The organism is Pseudomonas sp. GW101-3H06 (assembly GCF_059424605.1).
The window spans coordinates 170,329-187,262 of sequence record NZ_JBWKZO010000001.1; the positions used below are offsets into that span (position 1 = coordinate 170,329).

Genomic DNA, 16,934 nt, shown 5'->3' on the forward strand with positions numbered 1-16,934 from the left:
GGTTCAAGCCTGTTGAACAAACGTCAGCCGCAGGGCGAAACCGATCAATAGGCTGCCGAACAACCACTGTTGCAGGCGTTGGGCTGATGGACTGCGTTGCAACCATCGGCCCAGGGCGGCGCCGACCAGGGCATAAGCGCTGTCGAACAGTAAACCGACGGCCACCAGCACCACACCCAGCGTGGCGAATTGCGCAAGCACCGATCCTGCGTGGGGGTCAATGAACTGCGGCAGCAGCACCGAGCAGAACAGCAAAGCTTTGGGGTTGAGCAGGTTGGTCAACAAACCACGCTGGATCGCTTCCCGATAACGCGGTTTTTCACCGGTTGCATTCGGGCCGTTCAGGTTCGGGAGCATCGTCGTGCGCAGGCACTGAATGCCGATCCACAACAAGTACGCGGCACCGGCCAGGCGCACCACATCGAAGGTCCAGGGCGCCGCCTTGAACAGTGCCGCCAGCCCCAGTGCCGCCAATGCCACATGACAACCCCGAGCAATGGCCAAACCCATGGCAGTAGCCAATGCCGCGCCTTTGCCCTGGCGGGCGCCGGTTTGCAACAGCAGGATCATGTCCGGTCCCGGCAGCAGGTACACCACCGCCAGCGCCATGAAAAACAGCCAGAGTCCCGCCATGTTGCACCCCATTCGTTGTCGATTCGGTACGGCCAGTCTAGGGCGAAGGGGCAGGGCAGGTGCTTGCGTAGTTTGCTTCTAAAACAGCTTGGCTTGGCATAATCTGCCATTAAATGCTCAGTAAACTCTCAGGATCTGCCAAATCATGAAACTCGATGCCTACGACCGCAAGATTCTCGCCGCGCTGCAACGCGACGGTCGCCTGAGCAATGTGCAACTGGCTGACGAGATCGGCCTGTCCGCGTCGCCCTGCTTGCGGCGGGTGCGGATGCTGGAAGACGCCGGGGTGATTCGTGGCTATCAGGCCAATCTGGATCGCGATGAAGTCGGACTCGGTTTAACGGTGTTCGTCGGGGTGAAGGTCGAGCGCCATAACGACGAACAGGCCGAAGCCTTTCGCCAGGCTGTAACGGCGTTGCCCGAGGTGATTTCGGCGTTTCTGGTGTCCGGGGAATCGGATTTTCTGTTGCAGGTGGTGGTGCCGGACTTGCGGGGTTATGACCGGTTTCTTACGGGGCGTTTGCTCAAGTTGCCGGGTGTAAGCGATATCCGCAGCAATTTTGCGATTCATACGGTGAAGGCGCCGGGGGCGTTGCCGCTTGAGCATTTGCCGCTTTAAACCGAGTCGCCTCCTTCGCGAGCAGGCTCGCTCCCACAGGGAGTCATTGAGCCACTGTGGGAGCGAGCCTGCTCGCGAAAGCGGTAGAGCAATCACGACAATTCTTCAGCCTTACATCTGTGTCGCCATCCCCTCCACATTCATCGCCGCCTGGCGCAAGGCCTCGGAGCGAGTAGGGTGTGGATGGCAGGTCAGGGCAATGTCTTCGGCCGAAGCGCTGAACTCCATGGCCACACAATACTCGCCGATCATTTCACTGACGCTAGGCCCCACAAGGTGCACGCCGAGGATTTCATCGGTGCGCTCATCGGCCAGGACCTTGGCGAAGCCTTCGGTTTCGTGATTGATCTTTGCCCGGCTGTTGGCGGTGAAGGGGAATTTGCCGACCTTGTAAGCCCGGCCTTCGGCCTTCAGTTGTTCTTCGGTCCTGCCGACGCTGGCCAGTTCGGGTTTGGTGTAGATCACGTTGGGAATCAGCTCATAATTGACCTCGCCAGCCTTGCCGACGATCTGCTCGACGCAGGCCATGGCTTCGTCTTCGGCCTTGTGTGCGAGCATCGGTCCGGAGGTCACGTCGCCGATCACCCAAACCCCGGCGGCTTCGGTGCGATGACCCTTGTTGGCGAGCATGCCGCGTTTGTCCGTGGCGAGGCCGACATTTTCCAATCCCAGACCCTGTGTATAAGGTCGGCGCCCGATGGCCACCAGTACGTAATCGGCTTCAATCGTTTCGGCGGTGCCACCTGCGGCGGGTTCGACGCTGAGCTGGACGCCGCTGTCTGACGTTGTTGCGCGGGTGACTTTGGAACTCAACTTGAAGCTGATGCCTTGCTTGCTCAACGAGCGCTGCAGGGTTTTGCCTGCTTCGCCATCCACGCCGGGGCAGATCCGATCGAGGAATTCGACGACGGTCACCTGCGCGCCCAGACGCCGCCACACCGAGCCCAGCTCCAGGCCGATCACGCCGGCGCCGATCACCACCAGATGCTTGGGCACTTGCGCCAGTGAAAGCGCGCCGGTGGAATCGAGGATGCGCTTGTTATCGATATCCACACCGGGCAGGGGAGTGGGCTCGGAACCGGTGGCGATGATGATGTCCTTGGCACTCAGTTCGGTCTTGCCACCCGCGTTATCCGTCGCCGTGACTTTGCCCGGTCCGTCGATGTGGCCCCAGCCCTTGATCCAGTCGACCTTGTTTTTGCGAAAGAGAAACTCGATGCCCTTGGTCAATCCGGTCACGCTTTCATCTTTCTGTTTCATCATCTGGGCGAGATTAAGGGTGGGTTTGACCTCAATGCCCAGATTGGCGAACTCCACGCCCATGGCCGCGTCGTAAAGTTCGGAGGCGTGCAACAACGCCTTGGACGGCATGCAGCCGACGTTCAGGCAGGTGCCGCCGAGGGTGGCGCGTCCTTCAACGCAAGCCGCTTTCAAACCCAATTGGCCAGCGCGGATCGCTGCGTTGTAACCGCCGGGGCCACCGCCCAGTATCACGACGTCATAAGTGCTCATGGATCGACTCCTGGATGGAAAGGGGATCGGGAGGGTAAAAGTAGTCCCGAATAAAAAATTACGAACGTAATATGTGCGTTATGGCGCCTTTCGGTCAAGGCTTCAGGCGAGGGACAGGTTACGCACCTTTAGATAACGCAATTGAGTACGGAAATTTCACTCTTTTCGTTATATCGTAACGAATTGCGATGTGAGCAAAGTTGAGCACTGGGGTGGTATGCAAGTCGATCTCGATGTGGAGGAAGCGCAGGTAGCGGAGCTATCGCGCTTTCAGCAGGCAGTTTTTCAAGGGCGGCGACTGCGGCAGCTCGCTATCGGCCTCGGCGTGCTGGCGGCCATGGGGTTGGTGGTGGGGTTCTTTGTCGGGCTATTTGCCTCGCAATCTCTTTGGCCGGCGCTGTTGTTCAATCAAAGCGCTGCGTTGCTGGTGTTGGTTGCCGGTTTGCAATCGGCCTGGTGGGTGACGCAATGGCGGGCTCGGGCGTTGAATCCCGTGGTGCCGGTGGTCGAAGCGCAAGAAATCGAATCCCCGGTTGGCTGGTACGAACGACTGCTGGATCGCATAGGTCAGCGCTGGCTGCACATCCTCAAACAGATCGGTGCGCCAACGCTATGGCTCGGTGGTTGGGCATTGTTGGCGCTGCTTTGCGTCAAACAGTTCTGGAACCTTGGCTTGCCACCTGCCGCGCTGGGGTTGTCCGCCACTGTTGGCACGGCCTTAGCGTTGTTGCTGGCGTTCGGTTTGCTGGTCCTGGAACGTCAACTGATTCAGGAAACCCCGGCTCAGTGGCCTGAAGCCGGAGCGTTGGCGCAGCTGACCCGGGTGGCAATCATCAGTCTGGTGCTGGGTGCACTGTGCCTGTTGTTCGGCAATGAAACCTCGATGTGGCCAGTGCGTCTGGCGGTGCTGATCGGCCTGCTGCCAGGGCTGGTTGCGGTGGAATTGCTGTTGCGCGCGGTGCTGTCGTTGTTCAGTCCCCGCCGTGAACAACTTGAACCTTCGTTGCTTGCGCGCAGTTTTGTTGCTGACATGCTGCGCTGGCCACCGCAACCGTTACTGGCGCTGCAGCACGAACTGCACAACCGCTTCGGTATCGACCTGCGGCAAATCTGGGCTTTTACTTACATGCGCCGGGCGTTCTTACCGGTGCTGGCCGTTGTTGTTATCGTCGGTTGGTCACTCACCGGCATTCACGAAATACCGCTGCAAGGGCGGGGCATTTACGAGCGTTTCGGCAAGCCGGTGGCGGTGTTCGGCCCTGGTTTGCATGCCGGGTTACCTTGGCCGCTGGGGCGGGTGCTGAATGTCGAAAATGGCGTGGTTCACGAGTTGGCCACCAGCGTAGGAGAAGCATCGGCACCGATACAGGCCACCCCCGCTGAGGGGCCGGCGCCGCTCACGGCTAATCGGTTGTGGGATGCGAGCCATGTGAACGACAAATCTCAAGTGATCGCCAGCAGCCGTGCTGACAAGCAGAGCTTTCAGATCGTCAACATGGACGTGCGTTTCGTCTATCGCATTGGCCTGAGTGATCAGGCGGCACTGGCGGCGACGTACAACAGCGCCGATGTGCCGACACTGATCCGTAGTACGGCCAGCAGGATTCTGGTCCACGACTTCGCTTCCCGGACCCTGGATGGATTGCTCGGAGAAGACCGGGTAGGGCTTGCCGAAGAGATCGGTCGCGCGGTGCAGGCGGACCTGAACAAACTCGACAGCGGCGTGGAAATCCTCGCCACGGTGGTCGAAGCGATTCACCCGCCAGCCGGGGCCGCCAATGCTTATCACAGCGTGCAAGCGGCGCAGATCGGTGCGCAGGCCCTGATCGCCCGAGAACGCGGAGCGGCTGCCGAAGCCACTCACCAGGCGCAGCTGCAGGCCAGCATCGCCCGCGATCAAGCAACGGCCAGCGCTCGTGAAATCAACGCGAGTGCGCAAGCAGCCGACCTCAAATTCAGTGCCGAGCAAAAGGCTTACGCCAGCGCCGGCCAGGCCTTTGTGCTGGAGCAGTACCTCAGTCAACTGTCCCAAGGCCTGGCCAATGCCAGGTTGCTGGTGCTCGATCATCGTCTGGGCGGCAGCAACAATGCGCCGACCATCGACCTGCGTACATTCACATTACCGGCTGATCCCGCGCCGTCACGTAAAACCGCTCAGCCAGGAGCTGCCAATTGAGCCAGTCTCACACTCAGGGTCACGATGACCAAGCCGCCCACGATCATGGCCATGGCGGGCATCACCACCACGGTCATCATCACCATCATGGCGACCCACAGGAAGCCGGTCCGTTTCCATGGCGGCGCATGGGTTGGGCGGCGTTGTTGGTGGCGTTCGCGGTTGCAGCGGCGAGCCTGGTGCAGGTGAGATCGGGGGAGGCCACGGTGATCACGCGCTTCGGCAATCCGTCGCGGGTGTTGCTTGAACCGGGTCTTGGCTGGCGCTGGCCGGCGCCGTTCGAAGCGGCCATCCCGGTTGACCTGCGACTGCGTACCACCTCCAGCGGTTTGCAGGACGTGGGTACGCGCGATGGCTTGCGCATCATTGTCCAGGCTTACGTAGCCTGGCAGGTGCAGGGCGACCCGGACAATGTGCAGCGCTTCATGCGTGCCGTACAAAACCAGCCGGATGAAGCGGCGCGGCAGATTCGCACCTTTGTCGGCTCGGCGCTGGAAACCACCGCCAGCAGTTTCGATCTGGCCAACCTGGTGAACACGGACGCCAGTCAGGTGCACATCGCCGATTTCGAGGCGCAGTTGCGCCAGCAAATTGATCAGCAGTTGCTCACTACGTATGGCGTGCGCGTGTTGCAGGTCGGTATCGAGCGTCTGACTCTGCCATCGGTCACCCTCACCGCGACGGTCGACCGTATGCGTGCCGAGCGTGAAACCATCGCTACCGAACGTACCGCCATCGGCAAGCGTGAAGCGGCACAAATTCGTTCTGCAGCCGAACGTGATGCGCGGATCGTGCAGGCCGATGCCACGGTGAAAGCCGCTGACATCGAAGCGCAATCACGCGTTGAAGCCGCGCAAATTTACGGTCGTGCCTACGCCGGTTCGCCACAGCTGTACAACCTGCTGCGTTCACTCGATACCTTGGGTACGGTGGTCACGCCAGGGACAAAACTGATTTTGCGCACCGATGCTGCGCCATTCCGAGTGTTGGTTGACGGTCCGCCAAGCCTCGATAACAAGTCCGGGTCGCAACCATGAGCGTGGTTCCACGTGGAACAAATAAATTGAGCAGTCCCTGGATTCAGGCCGGGCGACTGGCATTTCTCGCGTTGTATGCAGTGACGGTGTTGGCCGCTTTGGCGTGGGCGTTTTCCAATGTGCGGCAGATTGATCCGCAAAATCGCGCGGTGGTTCTGCATTTCGGTGCGCTGGATCGCATCCAGAATGCGGGATTGCTATTGGCTTGGCCACGGCCGTTTGAGCAGGTGATTTTGTTGCCCGCAGCCGATCGGGTGATCGAGCGCCGGGTAGAAAATCTGCTGCGCAGTGATGCGGCTTTACAAGCCGATCGCGCCGCCAGTTTCGCCACACCCATCAGCGATGCGCTGGCAGGCTCCGGTTACCTGTTGACCGGAGATGCCGGGGTGGTGCAACTCGATGTGCGGGTCTTCTATAAGGTGACGGATCCCTATGCTTTCGTGCTGCAAGGTGAACATGTGCTACCGGCACTGGATCGCCTGGTCACTCGCAGCGCGTTGGCGCTGACGGCGGCGCGTGATCTGGACACCATTCTGGTGGCGCGACCGGAGTTGATCGGCGCCGATAGCAAGGCCGCTGAAAGACGCGAGCGCTTGCGCGGTGATTTGGTGCAGGCCATCAATCAACGCCTCACCGAATTAACGGTGATCGGTCAGGGACTCGGGATCGAAGTGGTGCGGGTCGATGTGCAATCGAGTTTGCCAGGGCCTGCGGTGAACGCTTTCAACGCGGTGTTGACAGCCGGCCAGCAAGCGGACAAAGCCGTGGCCAATGCGCGCACTGACGCCGAGAAACTGACTCAGGCCGCCAACGAACAAGCCGACCGGACGCTGCAAGTCGCTCACGCACAGGCGAGTGAACGGTTGGCCAAAGCCTCTGCCGATACGGCCACGGTGATGAGCCTGGCGAAGGCGCAACAGCAAGGCACCGACCCACAGATGTTGCTGCGGATTTACCGCGAACGGATGCCGAAAATTCTCGGGCAGGCGGGTTCGGTGACCACGGTAGATCCGAAAGACGATTCCCGCCTGATCATTCAGGGAGCTGCACAATGACTGCGCAAACCGCCGCTGCACCGAGCATGTTGTCCTCGGCCGAACAACGCAGCGCCGCTCGCCAATTGACCCTGGCCATGCTTGCCCTCGGCTTGCTCATACTCGGTTTGGTCTGGCGCTGGTTGTCGCCCGAGCAGACCGGAGTCAGCCAACTCCTGCTGGGTTTTGCTTCCGTGCTGGTGGCCGTACCGGTCATGCGCTCGGCCTGGTACAGCCTGCGTTATCCGAGTCTGCACGGCATTACCGATCAGCTGATCGCATTGGCCATGCTCGGTGCCTGGGCGACCGGCGATCTGCTGACGGCGGCCTTGCTGCCGATCATCATGATCTTCGGCCATGTCCTGGAAGAGCGCAGCGTGATTGGTTCGCAGGAAGCCATTCACGCCCTCGGCAAGCTGACGCGCAGTCATGCACGGAAAATTCAGGCCGATGGCTCCATCGTTGAAGTCGACAACGGCACGCTCAAGGCTGGCGACCGGGTGGAGGTGCGCGCCGGTGATCGGGTTCCGGCGGATGGCCGGGTACTCTCCGGTCAAGCGAGTCTCGACACCGCCTCCATTACCGGTGAATCAGTTCCGGTTGAGGCGGGCGTCGGCATGCCGGTGTTCGGGGGGGCGATCAACCTCGATGGCCTGCTGCGCATCGAAGTGACCCGCACCGGCCATGAGTCGACCCTCGGTAAAGTCATCGCGCTGATGCAAAACGCCGAACGTTCGAAACCGCCGATCACGCGGTTATTGGAGCGTTACGCTGGCAGCTACATGGTGCTGGTGTTGTTGCTGGCCGCAGTGACCTGGTTCATTACCAACGATGCCCAGGCCATGCTCGCGGTACTGGTGGCGGCCTGCCCCTGTGCACTGGTGTTGTCGGCGCCTGCTACCGCAATTGCCGGCGTAGCCGTGGCGGCACGACATGGGATTTTGATACGCAGCTCGGCGTTTCTTGAAGAGCTGGCAGACTTGACCTCGCTGGTGGTCGACAAGACTGGCACCCTGACCTTCGGCACCTTGCGTCTGCAATCCATCGACAGCCCGCTGGAGGATCGCACCCCTGTGCTGAAACTCGCCGCCAGCCTCGGTTCCGCCAGCAGTCACCCGGTTAGCCGGGCGCTGGCCGGGCTGGTGACACAGGAGCATTTTTTTCTGCTCACGGATATTCATGAGCGCCAGGGCCTGGGTGTGGTGGCCATGACGGAGCAGGGTGAGGCGGCGCTCGGGCGACCTGAACTGTTCGCCCAGTTGAAAATTCCCACCTCAACCGTTCCGGACCACGACGGCCCGATTGCCGGACTGGCCCTCAACGGGGAATTCCTCGCCTGGCTGCTGCTGGCCGACAGCGTGAAACCCGAAGCCAGGTTTGCCCTGAGCGAGTTGCGTGACCTTGGCTTGGGACGGCAGTTGTTGCTCACCGGCGACCGCAAAAGCGTCGCGCATACGCTGGCGCGGGATGTGGGTATCAGTGATGTCGAAGCGCAGGCGTTGCCCGAGGACAAACTCAACCGTGTGTTGAAAGAAATTGGTAACGGTTTTCGGCCTATGGTGGTGGGTGACGGCATCAATGATTCGTTGGCCCTCAAGGCTGGCGTGGTCGGAGTGGCCATGGGGGCTGGCGGCGCGGATATCGCCCTGGCGTCGGCCGATATCGTGTTGATCGGCAGTGACTTGCGTCGTCTGGGGACCTGCGTGCGCTTGAGTCGCCAGTGCCGGCAAACCTTGCAGGTCAACGTGATCATCGGTCTGGGTTGGACGCTGGCCATCGTTGCCTTCGCTGCGTTCGGCTGGCTCGGTGCGGCGGGGGCAATGATCGCGGCGTTGCTGCATAACTTCAGCACATTGCTGGTGTTGGGTAATGCCGGGCGTTTGCTGCGGTTTCAGGAGCCGTTGCTCAAGCTCAAGGACGAAGTTTGAGCGCGTCGAGATTCACAGAACTGCGCGCCGAATTTGTAGTCATTTAGGGTAAGAGCGATCATTTCTGTGAATTCACGACGAATTTTCGGGTGCAGCAGCTCCATAGAAGTCCGCTATGAAATCGATAGGCAGCTATTTTTCCAGGATGGTCTAACCTCTCAGCAGACGTCTGAAACAAGGGGGATTTTCCATGCTCGCGCAACTTCCACCGGCCTTACAGAATCTGCAGTTACCGCTACGCCTGCGACTCTGGGATGGCCATGAATTCAATCTGGGGCCGACGCCCAGCGTCACCATTGTGGTCAAGGACCCACAGATGGTTACCCAGTTCACCCATCCAAGCCTCAGCTCGCTCGGAGCAGCGTTTGTCGAGGGCAAGCTGGAGCTCGAAGGCTCAATCAGTGATGTGATTCGCGTGTGTGATGAATTGAGCCAGGCATTACTGACTGAGGATGGAAGCGGGGAAACGATCCGCACCCCCCATGACAAGGAAACCGACGCCAAGGCCATTTCCTACCACTACGACCTTTCCAACGCTTTTTATCAGCTGTGGCTCGACAGCGACATGGCTTACTCCTGCGCTTATTTCGAGACCGGCAGCGAGACTCTGGAGCAGGCCCAGCAGGCAAAGTTCCGTCATTTGTGTCGCAAACTGCGCCTGCAACCGGGCGAGTATTTGCTGGATGTCGGCTGCGGTTGGGGCGGCCTGGCACGGTATGCGGCCCGTGAGTTCGGCGCGAAAGTATTTGGTATTACCCTCAGTAAAGAGCAACTGGGTTTAGCCCGGGAACGCGTGAAAGAAGAAGGTCTGGAGGACATGATCGAGCTGCAGTTGCTCGACTACCGCGACCTGCCGCAGGACGGTCGCTTCGACAAAGTGGTCAGCGTCGGCATGTTCGAACACGTCGGTCATGCGAACCTGGCCGAGTACTGCACAACCCTGTTCGGCGCGGTGAAGGAGGGCGGCCTGGTGATGAACCACGGGATCACCGCCAAACACACCGATGGCCGTCCGGTGGGACGCGGTGCCGGTGAGTTCATCGAGAAGTATGTGTTCCCCAACGGCGAGCTGCCGCACCTGTCGATGATTTCAGCCGAGATCAGCGAAGCAGGGCTTGAGATTGTCGATGTCGAAAGCCTGCGCCTGCACTACGCACGTACCCTGGATCACTGGAGTGAACGCCTGGAAGACAACCTCGAGGCCGCCGCGAAACTGGTGCCGGAGCAAGCGTTGCGGATCTGGCGTCTTTACTTGGCGGGCTGCGCCTATGCATTCGCCAGAGGCTGGATCAATCTGCATCAGATCCTTGCAGTGAAAGCGCACCCCGATGGCAGCCATGAACTGCCATGGACCCGGGACGACATCTACAACCCCTAAAGAATCGGCGAAATAAGCCGGGCGATCCGCATGCCGACCTGTTGCAGGCGTGCGGTCTCTCGGCCCTCTCCTTTGGCGATTTCGTGGGCCTGAGCGAAGTCATCGTTGAGCATCTGCTCCACTTTGGTGGCAAACGCGCTGTCGACCGTCAGCAACATCACTTCGAAGTTCAAGCGGAACGAACGGTTGTCCATGTTGGCGCTGCCAATGGCGCTGATTTCGCTGTCGATTAACACCACTTTCTGGTGCAGGAAACCGGGTTCGTAGCGGAATACCCGTACGCCCGCACGCACCGCTTCGAACGCAAACAGACTCGAGGCCGCGTAGACGATACGATGATCGGGCCGTGACGGCAGCAGAATCCTTACATCCACCCCGCGCAGCACCGCCAGGCGCAATGCGGCGAATACGGCTTCGTCGGGTATGAAATACGGGCTTGTGATCCACACCCGTTCGGTCGCTGCGTGAATGGCTTCGACGAAGAACAGTGAACAGGTCTCGTAAGGGTCTGCCGGACCGCTGGCGAGCATCTGGCACAGGACGCCGTCGTCTGGGTACTGCTCTGGCAGGATCAGCGGCGGCAACGAACGGGCCGCCCAGAACCAGTCTTCGGCGAAGGATTCCTGCATGCAGGCCACCACCGGTCCGCGTACCTGTATGTGGGTATCGCGCCAAGGTGCCAGCGGCGGTTTCTCCCCCATGTATTCGTCGCCGATGTTGTGCCCTCCGACGAAACCGAGGATGCCGTCGACCACTACGATCTTGCGGTGGTTGCGAAAGTTGACCTGGAAGCGGTTCAGCCAACCGCTGCGGGTCGCGAATGCCTTGACCTCGACACCTCCATCGCGCAACGCCTGTACGTAACGGTGGGGAAGGGAGTGGCTGCCGATTCGGTCATACAGCAAATAGACCGCGACGCCTTCGGCCGCCTTCTCCAGCAGCAGGTTATGCAGGCGCTGGCCGAGGCGGTCGTCATGAATGATGAAGAACTGGATCAGCACCGCTGTTTTGGCCTGGCGGATGGCGGTGAAAATCGCATCGAAGGTGGCCCGGCCATTGATCAGCAGTTTCACTTCGTTGTTTGCCAGGCACGGCATGCGCCCCAGCTTCGGCATCGCCCTGAGCGACGTATAAGCGTTGGAGGCGCGAGCGGTAAGCGCTTCTTCTACCCACGGCCGCCAATTGAGCTCGGAGACGGCTTTGCGCATTTCTTCGTTGGCCTGGCGCCGGGCTTTGATGTAACCGTCGAAGGTGCTGCGGCCGAATACCAGATAGGGGATGAGCGTCAGGTAGGGCATGAAGACCAGAGACAAGGCCCAGGCGATCGAGCCTTGAGCGGTTCGAACGGTCAACACGGCGTGGATCGCTGCGATCGTGCCCAGGGAGTGCAGCAATGCGATGGTGTAACCGAAAATATGGGGTCCAAAATAATCCATGGGGGGCAGCCTTGCTCCTGAAGATTCAATGCTTAACAGACCATGTTCCGGGCAGAATGTCGCTATTTAATTGGCCCATGAACCGAAGCCCGTGGCTGACGTCTAACGGCCACCATTGATCAGGAGTTACATGATGAACGTTCGTTTGCTGGGTTTGGCCATTACGCTGGGTTTGGCGCTTCCTGTGGCGGCTCAGGCGCAGATGCTGCAGCCAGGTTTGTGGGAATTGACCACCAGCAACATGAAGGTCGATGACCAGAACCTTCCAGATCTGCAACTGATCCTCGGACAGATTCAAAGTCAGATGACCCCCGAGCAGCGCGCGCAGCTGGAAAAACAGGGCATCACCATGGGCGGCAAGGGGATTCGCGCGTGCCTGACACCGGAGCAGGTCAAGACCGACGACATCCCGCTGACGGACCCGCAATCGGGCTGCAAGCAGGAAATCACCGACCGTACCGGTAACCAGTGGAAATTCCGCTTCAGTTGCCCGAAAGCGCAGGGTGCGGGTGTCGCGACTTTCCTCAGTGACCGTGAGTTCACTACCAAGGTAAACGGAACGTTCAATGCCACCGGCCTTCAACAGAAGGGCAGCCTGGAAAGTCGCGCCGTGTGGTTGGGGCAGGATTGCGGCACCGTCAAGCCAAGAGCTTAAAAGCTTCACGAGCAAGCTTCGCTCCTACAGAACCTCGTTGACCTGTAGGAGCGGAGCTTGCCCGCGAAGGCCTCGGCTCAGCCCTCTGCGATCCCTGGCTGTCCCAACCATTCACACACCGCCTCAACCGCCATCCTGCCAAAATCCTGCCCGTCGCGGCTGCGTACACTGACAAACCCACCGGCCTTTTCCTTCTCCCCGACTACCACCACGTACGGCACCGTTTGGCTGTGATGACGAATCTTGTGGCGGACTTTCTCGTGACGCAGGTCCGCAAGAGCACGCACGCCACCGCGGCGAAGGCGCTCGGTGACCGCGTGTGCATAGCGGGTCTGGCGTTCATCCATGCTGACGACTACCACATGGGGCGGCAAGCGCCACTGCTGCAGTTCCTGGTGGCTGGACCAGCAGGTACCGTAGATGCGTTGCTGCAAGGTCCCACTGATATGATCAAGGGCAAATGCCTGCAGCACCTTGGTGGTAGGGACGTGCGGACCGGTTGTCAGATACTCGGTATCACCGAGGCGGTACAGTGACAGATGCTCGGAAGGTGTCGATGGAGAGGGCGTCGGACGTCGGCGGATTGAATGATTGGTCGCCGCCAGTGATTGCATGCGCGCTTCGATGAGTGGCAGGTCCGTTGTCGTTAAAGGGCGCTCGACAGCAAACTCGCAATAGAAACCGTCACCCAGCTCCGAGCCCGTTCGCAATTGCGCATGGGCGTGCAGTTGCCTGACGGCCATCGCCAGCATCAACGAACAGGATCGACGGAGGATTTCCAGTCCATCGGGTTCCTGCGCCGTCACGATGTTGACCCGGGCATTCGCCCTGATCACGAACTCGCAATCCACCAACACACCGTCCACCCGACCCGCTACCGCTGCGTTGGCCAGCCCGGGGCCAATACTCGCGGCAACCTCATGTACGGACAGCGGTTGGTCATACTCACGCAATGAACCATCGGGCAGGGTGATCTGGATCATGGTTATTGTTCTCGGATGCTTCGATCACACGCGCTAGCGCGTCAACATTACTGGCAAACGATTGCTGTTGTCATGTAGACGTTTGTCGAGCCACGTCTGTGAACACTCCGGGACACCGATTATGGCTTGCTCAGCGCGTCGTACAGGGTGTTGAGGTTGTATTCGAATAAACCGGTAAACGTACTGGCCGGGCCGCTCGCAGCGAGCGCATCGGAGTACAGGGTGCCACCGATCCGAGCGCCGCTTTCGTCGGCAATCTGCTTGAGCAGGCGCGCGTCCTTGATGTTCTCCATAAACATCGCCTTGACCTTGGCCTGACGAATCTGGGTGATCAGCGCAGCGACTTCAGCGGCGGAAGGTTCACGTTCGGTGGACAGGCCCTGGGGCGCCATGAAGTCGATCCCGTAGGCCTGTCCCAAGTAACCGAATGCATCATGGGACGTCACGATCTTGCGGTTGCCCGGCGGCAGGGAACCGAGCTTGGCTCTGGCTTGAGCAAGCAGGGTGTAGATGTGCTTCAGGTAAGCCTGGCTGTTGCGCTGATAGTCGGCCTTGTTCGCCGGGTCGGCGGCAATCAATGCCTTGGTGATGTTGCTGATGTACAGCTCGGCGTTCGCCAGGTTGTGCCAGGCGTGCGGGTCGGGAACGGTCTGGCCGTCTTCATCCAGAGCGCGCGGAATCACACCCTGGCTCGCGCTGATCACCGGCGCCTTGGTCTCGGTACTGATCACCAGGCGATCGAGCCATGGCTCGAATCCCAAACCGTTCTTGATGATGAGCTTCGCTTTGAGCAGCGCCTGGCCGTCGTCCGGGGTGGGCTCATAAGTGTGGGCATCAGCGTCTGGACCGACCATGTTGGTGATTTGGATATGATCGCCGCCGACCTGCTGCGTCATGTCGGCTAGGATGCTGAAACTGGTGACTACCTGGAGTTTTTCTGCGGCAGACAGCGACATCGACAGCATCAAACTGAACAGCACGAATAAAGCGCGCATCGGGTAATACCTCATTGGGATGTGAGCAAAGGCGGGTGGCGCAGCAAACCGTGCACAGGACCGAACACGACGGACAGCAGATACCCACCGCCCGCCACCAGGACGATGGCCGGACCGCTCGGTAGCGAGTAATGGAAGGACAGCAACAACCCGAGCCAAACCGAGAGACTGCCGAACAGCGCGGCAATGGCCATCAACACCGGCAAGCGCCGACTCCAGAACCGTGAAGCCGCGGCGGGGAGCATCATCAGGCCGACCACCATCAACGCGCCGATGGCCTGGAAGCCGATCACCAGATTCAGCACCACCAGTGTCAGGAAGACGCCATGGGCCAGGGGGCCGAGGCGGCTGACGGATTGCAGGAAAAGTGGGTCGAGGGTGTCCAGCAGCAGGGGGCGATAGATCACCAGCATGGCGATCAGACTTACCCCGCAGACCCAGAGCATGCCGTTCAGGGTCGGGGCGTCGACTGCCAATGCCGAGCCGAACAGCAGGTGCAGCAGGTCCAGGCGTTTACCGGCGATTCCAAGAATCAGCACACCGCTGGCCAGGGAAATCGGGTAAATCGCCGCGAGACTGGCGTCCTCTCGCAAGCCCGTGCGACGGGTGATCCAGGCGGCGAGCCCGGCCATGCCTAGGCCGGCACCGAGGCCGCCGAGGGTCAATGCGGGAAGGCTCAAACCGGCGAACCAGAAACCCAATGCGGCGCCGGGCAGAATGCCGTGTGCCACCGCGTCACCGATCAGGCTCATTCGTCGCAGGATCAGAAATACGCCCAGGGGCGCTGTGCTGCAGGCCAGAACAAGACCGCCGAGCAGCGCGCGGCGCATGAACACGAATTCGTTGAAGGGTTGCCAAAGATGAGCGGCGATAAGCATCAGGCCACCGGTGCTTGAGGTGGTTGGCGAATAAGATCGATGCTCCGCCCGAAGACGTTTGCGCTGCTTCTGATCAGCAGTGTGTGTGGGATGTGATGGCGAACGGCGGCCAGGTCATGACACACAACCACCAGGGTTCGATCCGCGGCATGCCACCTGTGGAGGTGTTTCCACAGCAGTGCCTGACCGAGTTCGTCCAGGGCGGCATGGGGCTCATCAAGCAGCAACAATGGCGCATCTATGAGGCTCAAGCGTGCGAGTAACGCACGCTGCAACTCGCCCCCTGAAAGCGCCATCAAGGGGCGCCGCTCAAGGCCGCTCAGGCACCAATCGTCCAGTACCGATTCGAGACGATCACGACGCCATGCAGGCGATTGCTTACTACCCCAGAAACCGGCGGCGACCAGTTCCTGAAGGTTGATGGGGAATTGGCGATCCAGATGTTGTTGCTGCGGCAGAAACGAGAGGGAGCCTTTGCGTGGAACATCCAGCAAGACCTTTCCCGCGAGCGGTTTTTGCAGGCCGGCGATGACTTTCAACAAGCTGCTTTTGCCGCAGCCATTGGCACCGATCACGGCGGTCATGCTTCCCTTTGACAGCTCGATATCGAGAGGCGGCGTCAGCGGTTGCCCTGGCGCTCCCCAACGCAAAGCTTGAAAACGGATCATGCAGCCTCCCAGTTCCAAAAACTTTCGGCAACGGCGTCATGGGCGTGGAGGCTCTCGGCGTGAACAACTCGAATGCGAAAACCGTTGATACCGGGTGAGCGTTTCAGGGCCATGTTCAAGCGTCGCGCGGCGTCTTCGCAGAACATCAGGTTCTGACCGTTGGCCAGTGCGAAGGCTTGTTCGTCAGCGCGCTTAACGGCGGTTTGCACGGCGGTACCGAGCGCGGCTTCGGCATCATTGATCAACGCAATCAGCGGCAGATCATCCAGATAGTCGTCCAGACGCAGGCATAACTGCGCAGAGCTGCGTTGACTATGCGGCGTTGCAACGATGCCCTTGGGGGAGCCGAGCCAAGCCAACACATCGGCGTGGTGCAGAGCCTTGTTGGCGAAGTCATCGACGAATTGTTGTTGAATCAGTTGTCGGGAAAGCGCTGCTGAACAGGGGCACGTAGAGGAATAAGGCACCTCGATTTTTAGTTCCACGTGGAACATCGCGTTTTTCAGACGTGCCCGGATGCTGGCCGGATAGGATTTCCACCCGGCCAAAGGACTGATCAGCGCCGGTCTTTTCAACAGTAAGTCCGTGTGAATGGTCAGGTAAGCGTTGTTCGAAAGACCTTCATGACTGGTGAGGAAACTTAACAGGACTCGCCGAAGCAAATCGGGTGAAAGGGGTTCGTGCTCAAGCCTTTCCAATGCCAGATAGAGCCGCGACATATGAATGCCGCGCGCCTCACCATTGTCGAGGCTCACACCGGCATCAACCGTTGCAGCCACACGTGCGTTTTCAATCAAAACAGGAAGAGCAATGCCACACATACCCACCCACTCCAGTGGCAGGGTTTGGCGTGAGGCCTGCGCGGCGATATCCGGCAGAGTCAGCGCATTCATGAGCAAGGTCCATCATGGGGGGTTGATTTGATGTGTTACTGTATAACAATATAGTTATAACATAACACTATCAAGCCCGGCGATTGACCGGGTAACCCTGTGAGGATTA

At 59.9% G+C, this 16,934-nt stretch carries 15 protein-coding genes; 7 read left to right on the forward strand and 8 right to left on the reverse strand.

All coding sequences use genetic code 11. The features are described from left to right. Positions 1–3 precede the first annotated feature (3 nt). Entirely contained in the window at positions 4–633 is a 630-nt protein-coding gene (locus AC07ZE_RS00840; protein ID WP_207260064.1) for a LysE family translocator, read from the reverse strand. Between the two features lie 145 nt (positions 634–778). On the opposite strand from AC07ZE_RS00840, the gene AC07ZE_RS00845 reads away from it, so the two are divergent. Then, complete coding sequence (locus AC07ZE_RS00845) at positions 779–1,252, forward strand: Lrp/AsnC family transcriptional regulator (protein ID WP_207260067.1); 474 nt, start codon at positions 779–781, stop codon at positions 1,250–1,252. 111 nt (positions 1,253–1,363) lie between these two features. Here AC07ZE_RS00845 and lpdA read toward each other — a convergent pair whose 3' ends face one another. Further along, a complete protein-coding gene (gene lpdA, locus AC07ZE_RS00850) occupies positions 1,364–2,764 on the reverse strand; it encodes a dihydrolipoyl dehydrogenase (protein WP_207260071.1) in 1,401 nt (466 codons plus the stop codon). A 217-nt stretch (positions 2,765–2,981) separates the two neighbouring features. On the opposite strand from lpdA, the gene hflK (AC07ZE_RS00855) reads away from it, so the two are divergent. The 5 genes from hflK (AC07ZE_RS00855) to cfaB all read left to right on the forward strand — a co-directional run bounded on the left by hflK (AC07ZE_RS00855) (position 2,982) and on the right by cfaB (position 10,317). Further along, positions 2,982–4,940, forward strand: a complete 1,959-nt coding sequence (hflK, locus tag AC07ZE_RS00855; protein ID WP_207267738.1) for a protease modulator HflK — start codon at positions 2,982–2,984, stop codon at positions 4,938–4,940. Beyond that, positions 4,937–5,977 (forward strand): protease modulator HflC, encoded by a 1,041-nt coding sequence (gene hflC / locus AC07ZE_RS00860; RefSeq protein WP_207260072.1) that lies wholly within the window; start codon positions 4,937–4,939, stop codon positions 5,975–5,977. Before hflK (AC07ZE_RS00855) ends, hflC begins: the two co-directional genes overlap by 4 nt. Beyond that, positions 5,974–7,032, forward strand: a complete 1,059-nt coding sequence (gene hflK / locus AC07ZE_RS00865; protein WP_207260073.1) for a protease modulator HflK — start codon at positions 5,974–5,976, stop codon at positions 7,030–7,032. The genes hflC and hflK (AC07ZE_RS00865) overlap by 4 nt, the downstream gene beginning before the upstream one ends. Then, positions 7,029–8,939, forward strand: a complete 1,911-nt coding sequence (locus AC07ZE_RS00870) for a cation-translocating P-type ATPase (RefSeq protein ID WP_207260077.1) — start codon at positions 7,029–7,031, stop codon at positions 8,937–8,939. Before hflK (AC07ZE_RS00865) ends, AC07ZE_RS00870 begins: the two co-directional genes overlap by 4 nt. Before the next feature lie 190 nt (positions 8,940–9,129). Next, positions 9,130–10,317 carry a C17 cyclopropane fatty acid synthase CfaB gene (gene cfaB / locus AC07ZE_RS00875; RefSeq protein ID WP_207260078.1) on the forward strand — a complete coding sequence of 396 codons (1,188 nt, stop codon included), beginning with the start codon at positions 9,130–9,132 and terminating at the stop codon, positions 10,315–10,317. Here the strand turns inward: cfaB and cls are convergent. Further along, positions 10,314–11,753 carry a cardiolipin synthase gene (gene cls, locus AC07ZE_RS00880; RefSeq protein ID WP_207260080.1) on the reverse strand — a complete coding sequence of 480 codons (1,440 nt, stop codon included), beginning with the start codon at positions 11,751–11,753 and terminating at the stop codon, positions 10,314–10,316. The two genes, cfaB and cls, sit on opposite strands and share 4 nt — an antisense overlap. A gap of 133 nt (positions 11,754–11,886) precedes the next feature. Here cls and AC07ZE_RS00885 point away from each other — a divergent pair, with 133 nt between their 5' ends. Then, positions 11,887–12,408: a DUF3617 domain-containing protein gene (locus AC07ZE_RS00885; RefSeq protein WP_095194566.1), complete on the forward strand. Its 522-nt coding sequence runs from the start codon at positions 11,887–11,889 to the stop codon at positions 12,406–12,408. A 77-nt stretch (positions 12,409–12,485) separates the two neighbouring features. Here the strand turns inward: AC07ZE_RS00885 and AC07ZE_RS00890 are convergent, their stop codons facing one another. The 5 genes from AC07ZE_RS00890 to folE2 form a co-directional block, all read right to left on the reverse strand. Further along, positions 12,486–13,391 (reverse strand): His/Gly/Thr/Pro-type tRNA ligase C-terminal domain-containing protein, encoded by a 906-nt coding sequence (locus tag AC07ZE_RS00890; protein ID WP_207260083.1) that lies wholly within the window; start codon positions 13,389–13,391, stop codon positions 12,486–12,488. Positions 13,392–13,510: 119 nt separating this feature from the next. Next, entirely contained in the window at positions 13,511–14,386 is an 876-nt protein-coding gene (locus AC07ZE_RS00895; RefSeq protein WP_207260084.1) for a metal ABC transporter substrate-binding protein, read from the reverse strand. Between the two features lie 11 nt (positions 14,387–14,397). After that, positions 14,398–15,264 carry a metal ABC transporter permease gene (locus AC07ZE_RS00900; RefSeq protein ID WP_207260088.1) on the reverse strand — a complete coding sequence of 289 codons (867 nt, stop codon included), beginning with the start codon at positions 15,262–15,264 and terminating at the stop codon, positions 14,398–14,400. Beyond that, positions 15,264–15,932 carry a metal ABC transporter ATP-binding protein gene (locus AC07ZE_RS00905; protein WP_207260089.1) on the reverse strand — a complete coding sequence of 223 codons (669 nt, stop codon included), beginning with the start codon at positions 15,930–15,932 and terminating at the stop codon, positions 15,264–15,266. Before AC07ZE_RS00905 ends, AC07ZE_RS00900 begins: the two co-directional genes overlap by 1 nt. Beyond that, positions 15,929–16,825 (reverse strand): GTP cyclohydrolase FolE2, encoded by an 897-nt coding sequence (folE2, locus tag AC07ZE_RS00910; protein ID WP_207260090.1) that lies wholly within the window; start codon positions 16,823–16,825, stop codon positions 15,929–15,931. Before folE2 ends, AC07ZE_RS00905 begins: the two co-directional genes overlap by 4 nt. Positions 16,826–16,934: the final 109 nt, after the last annotated feature.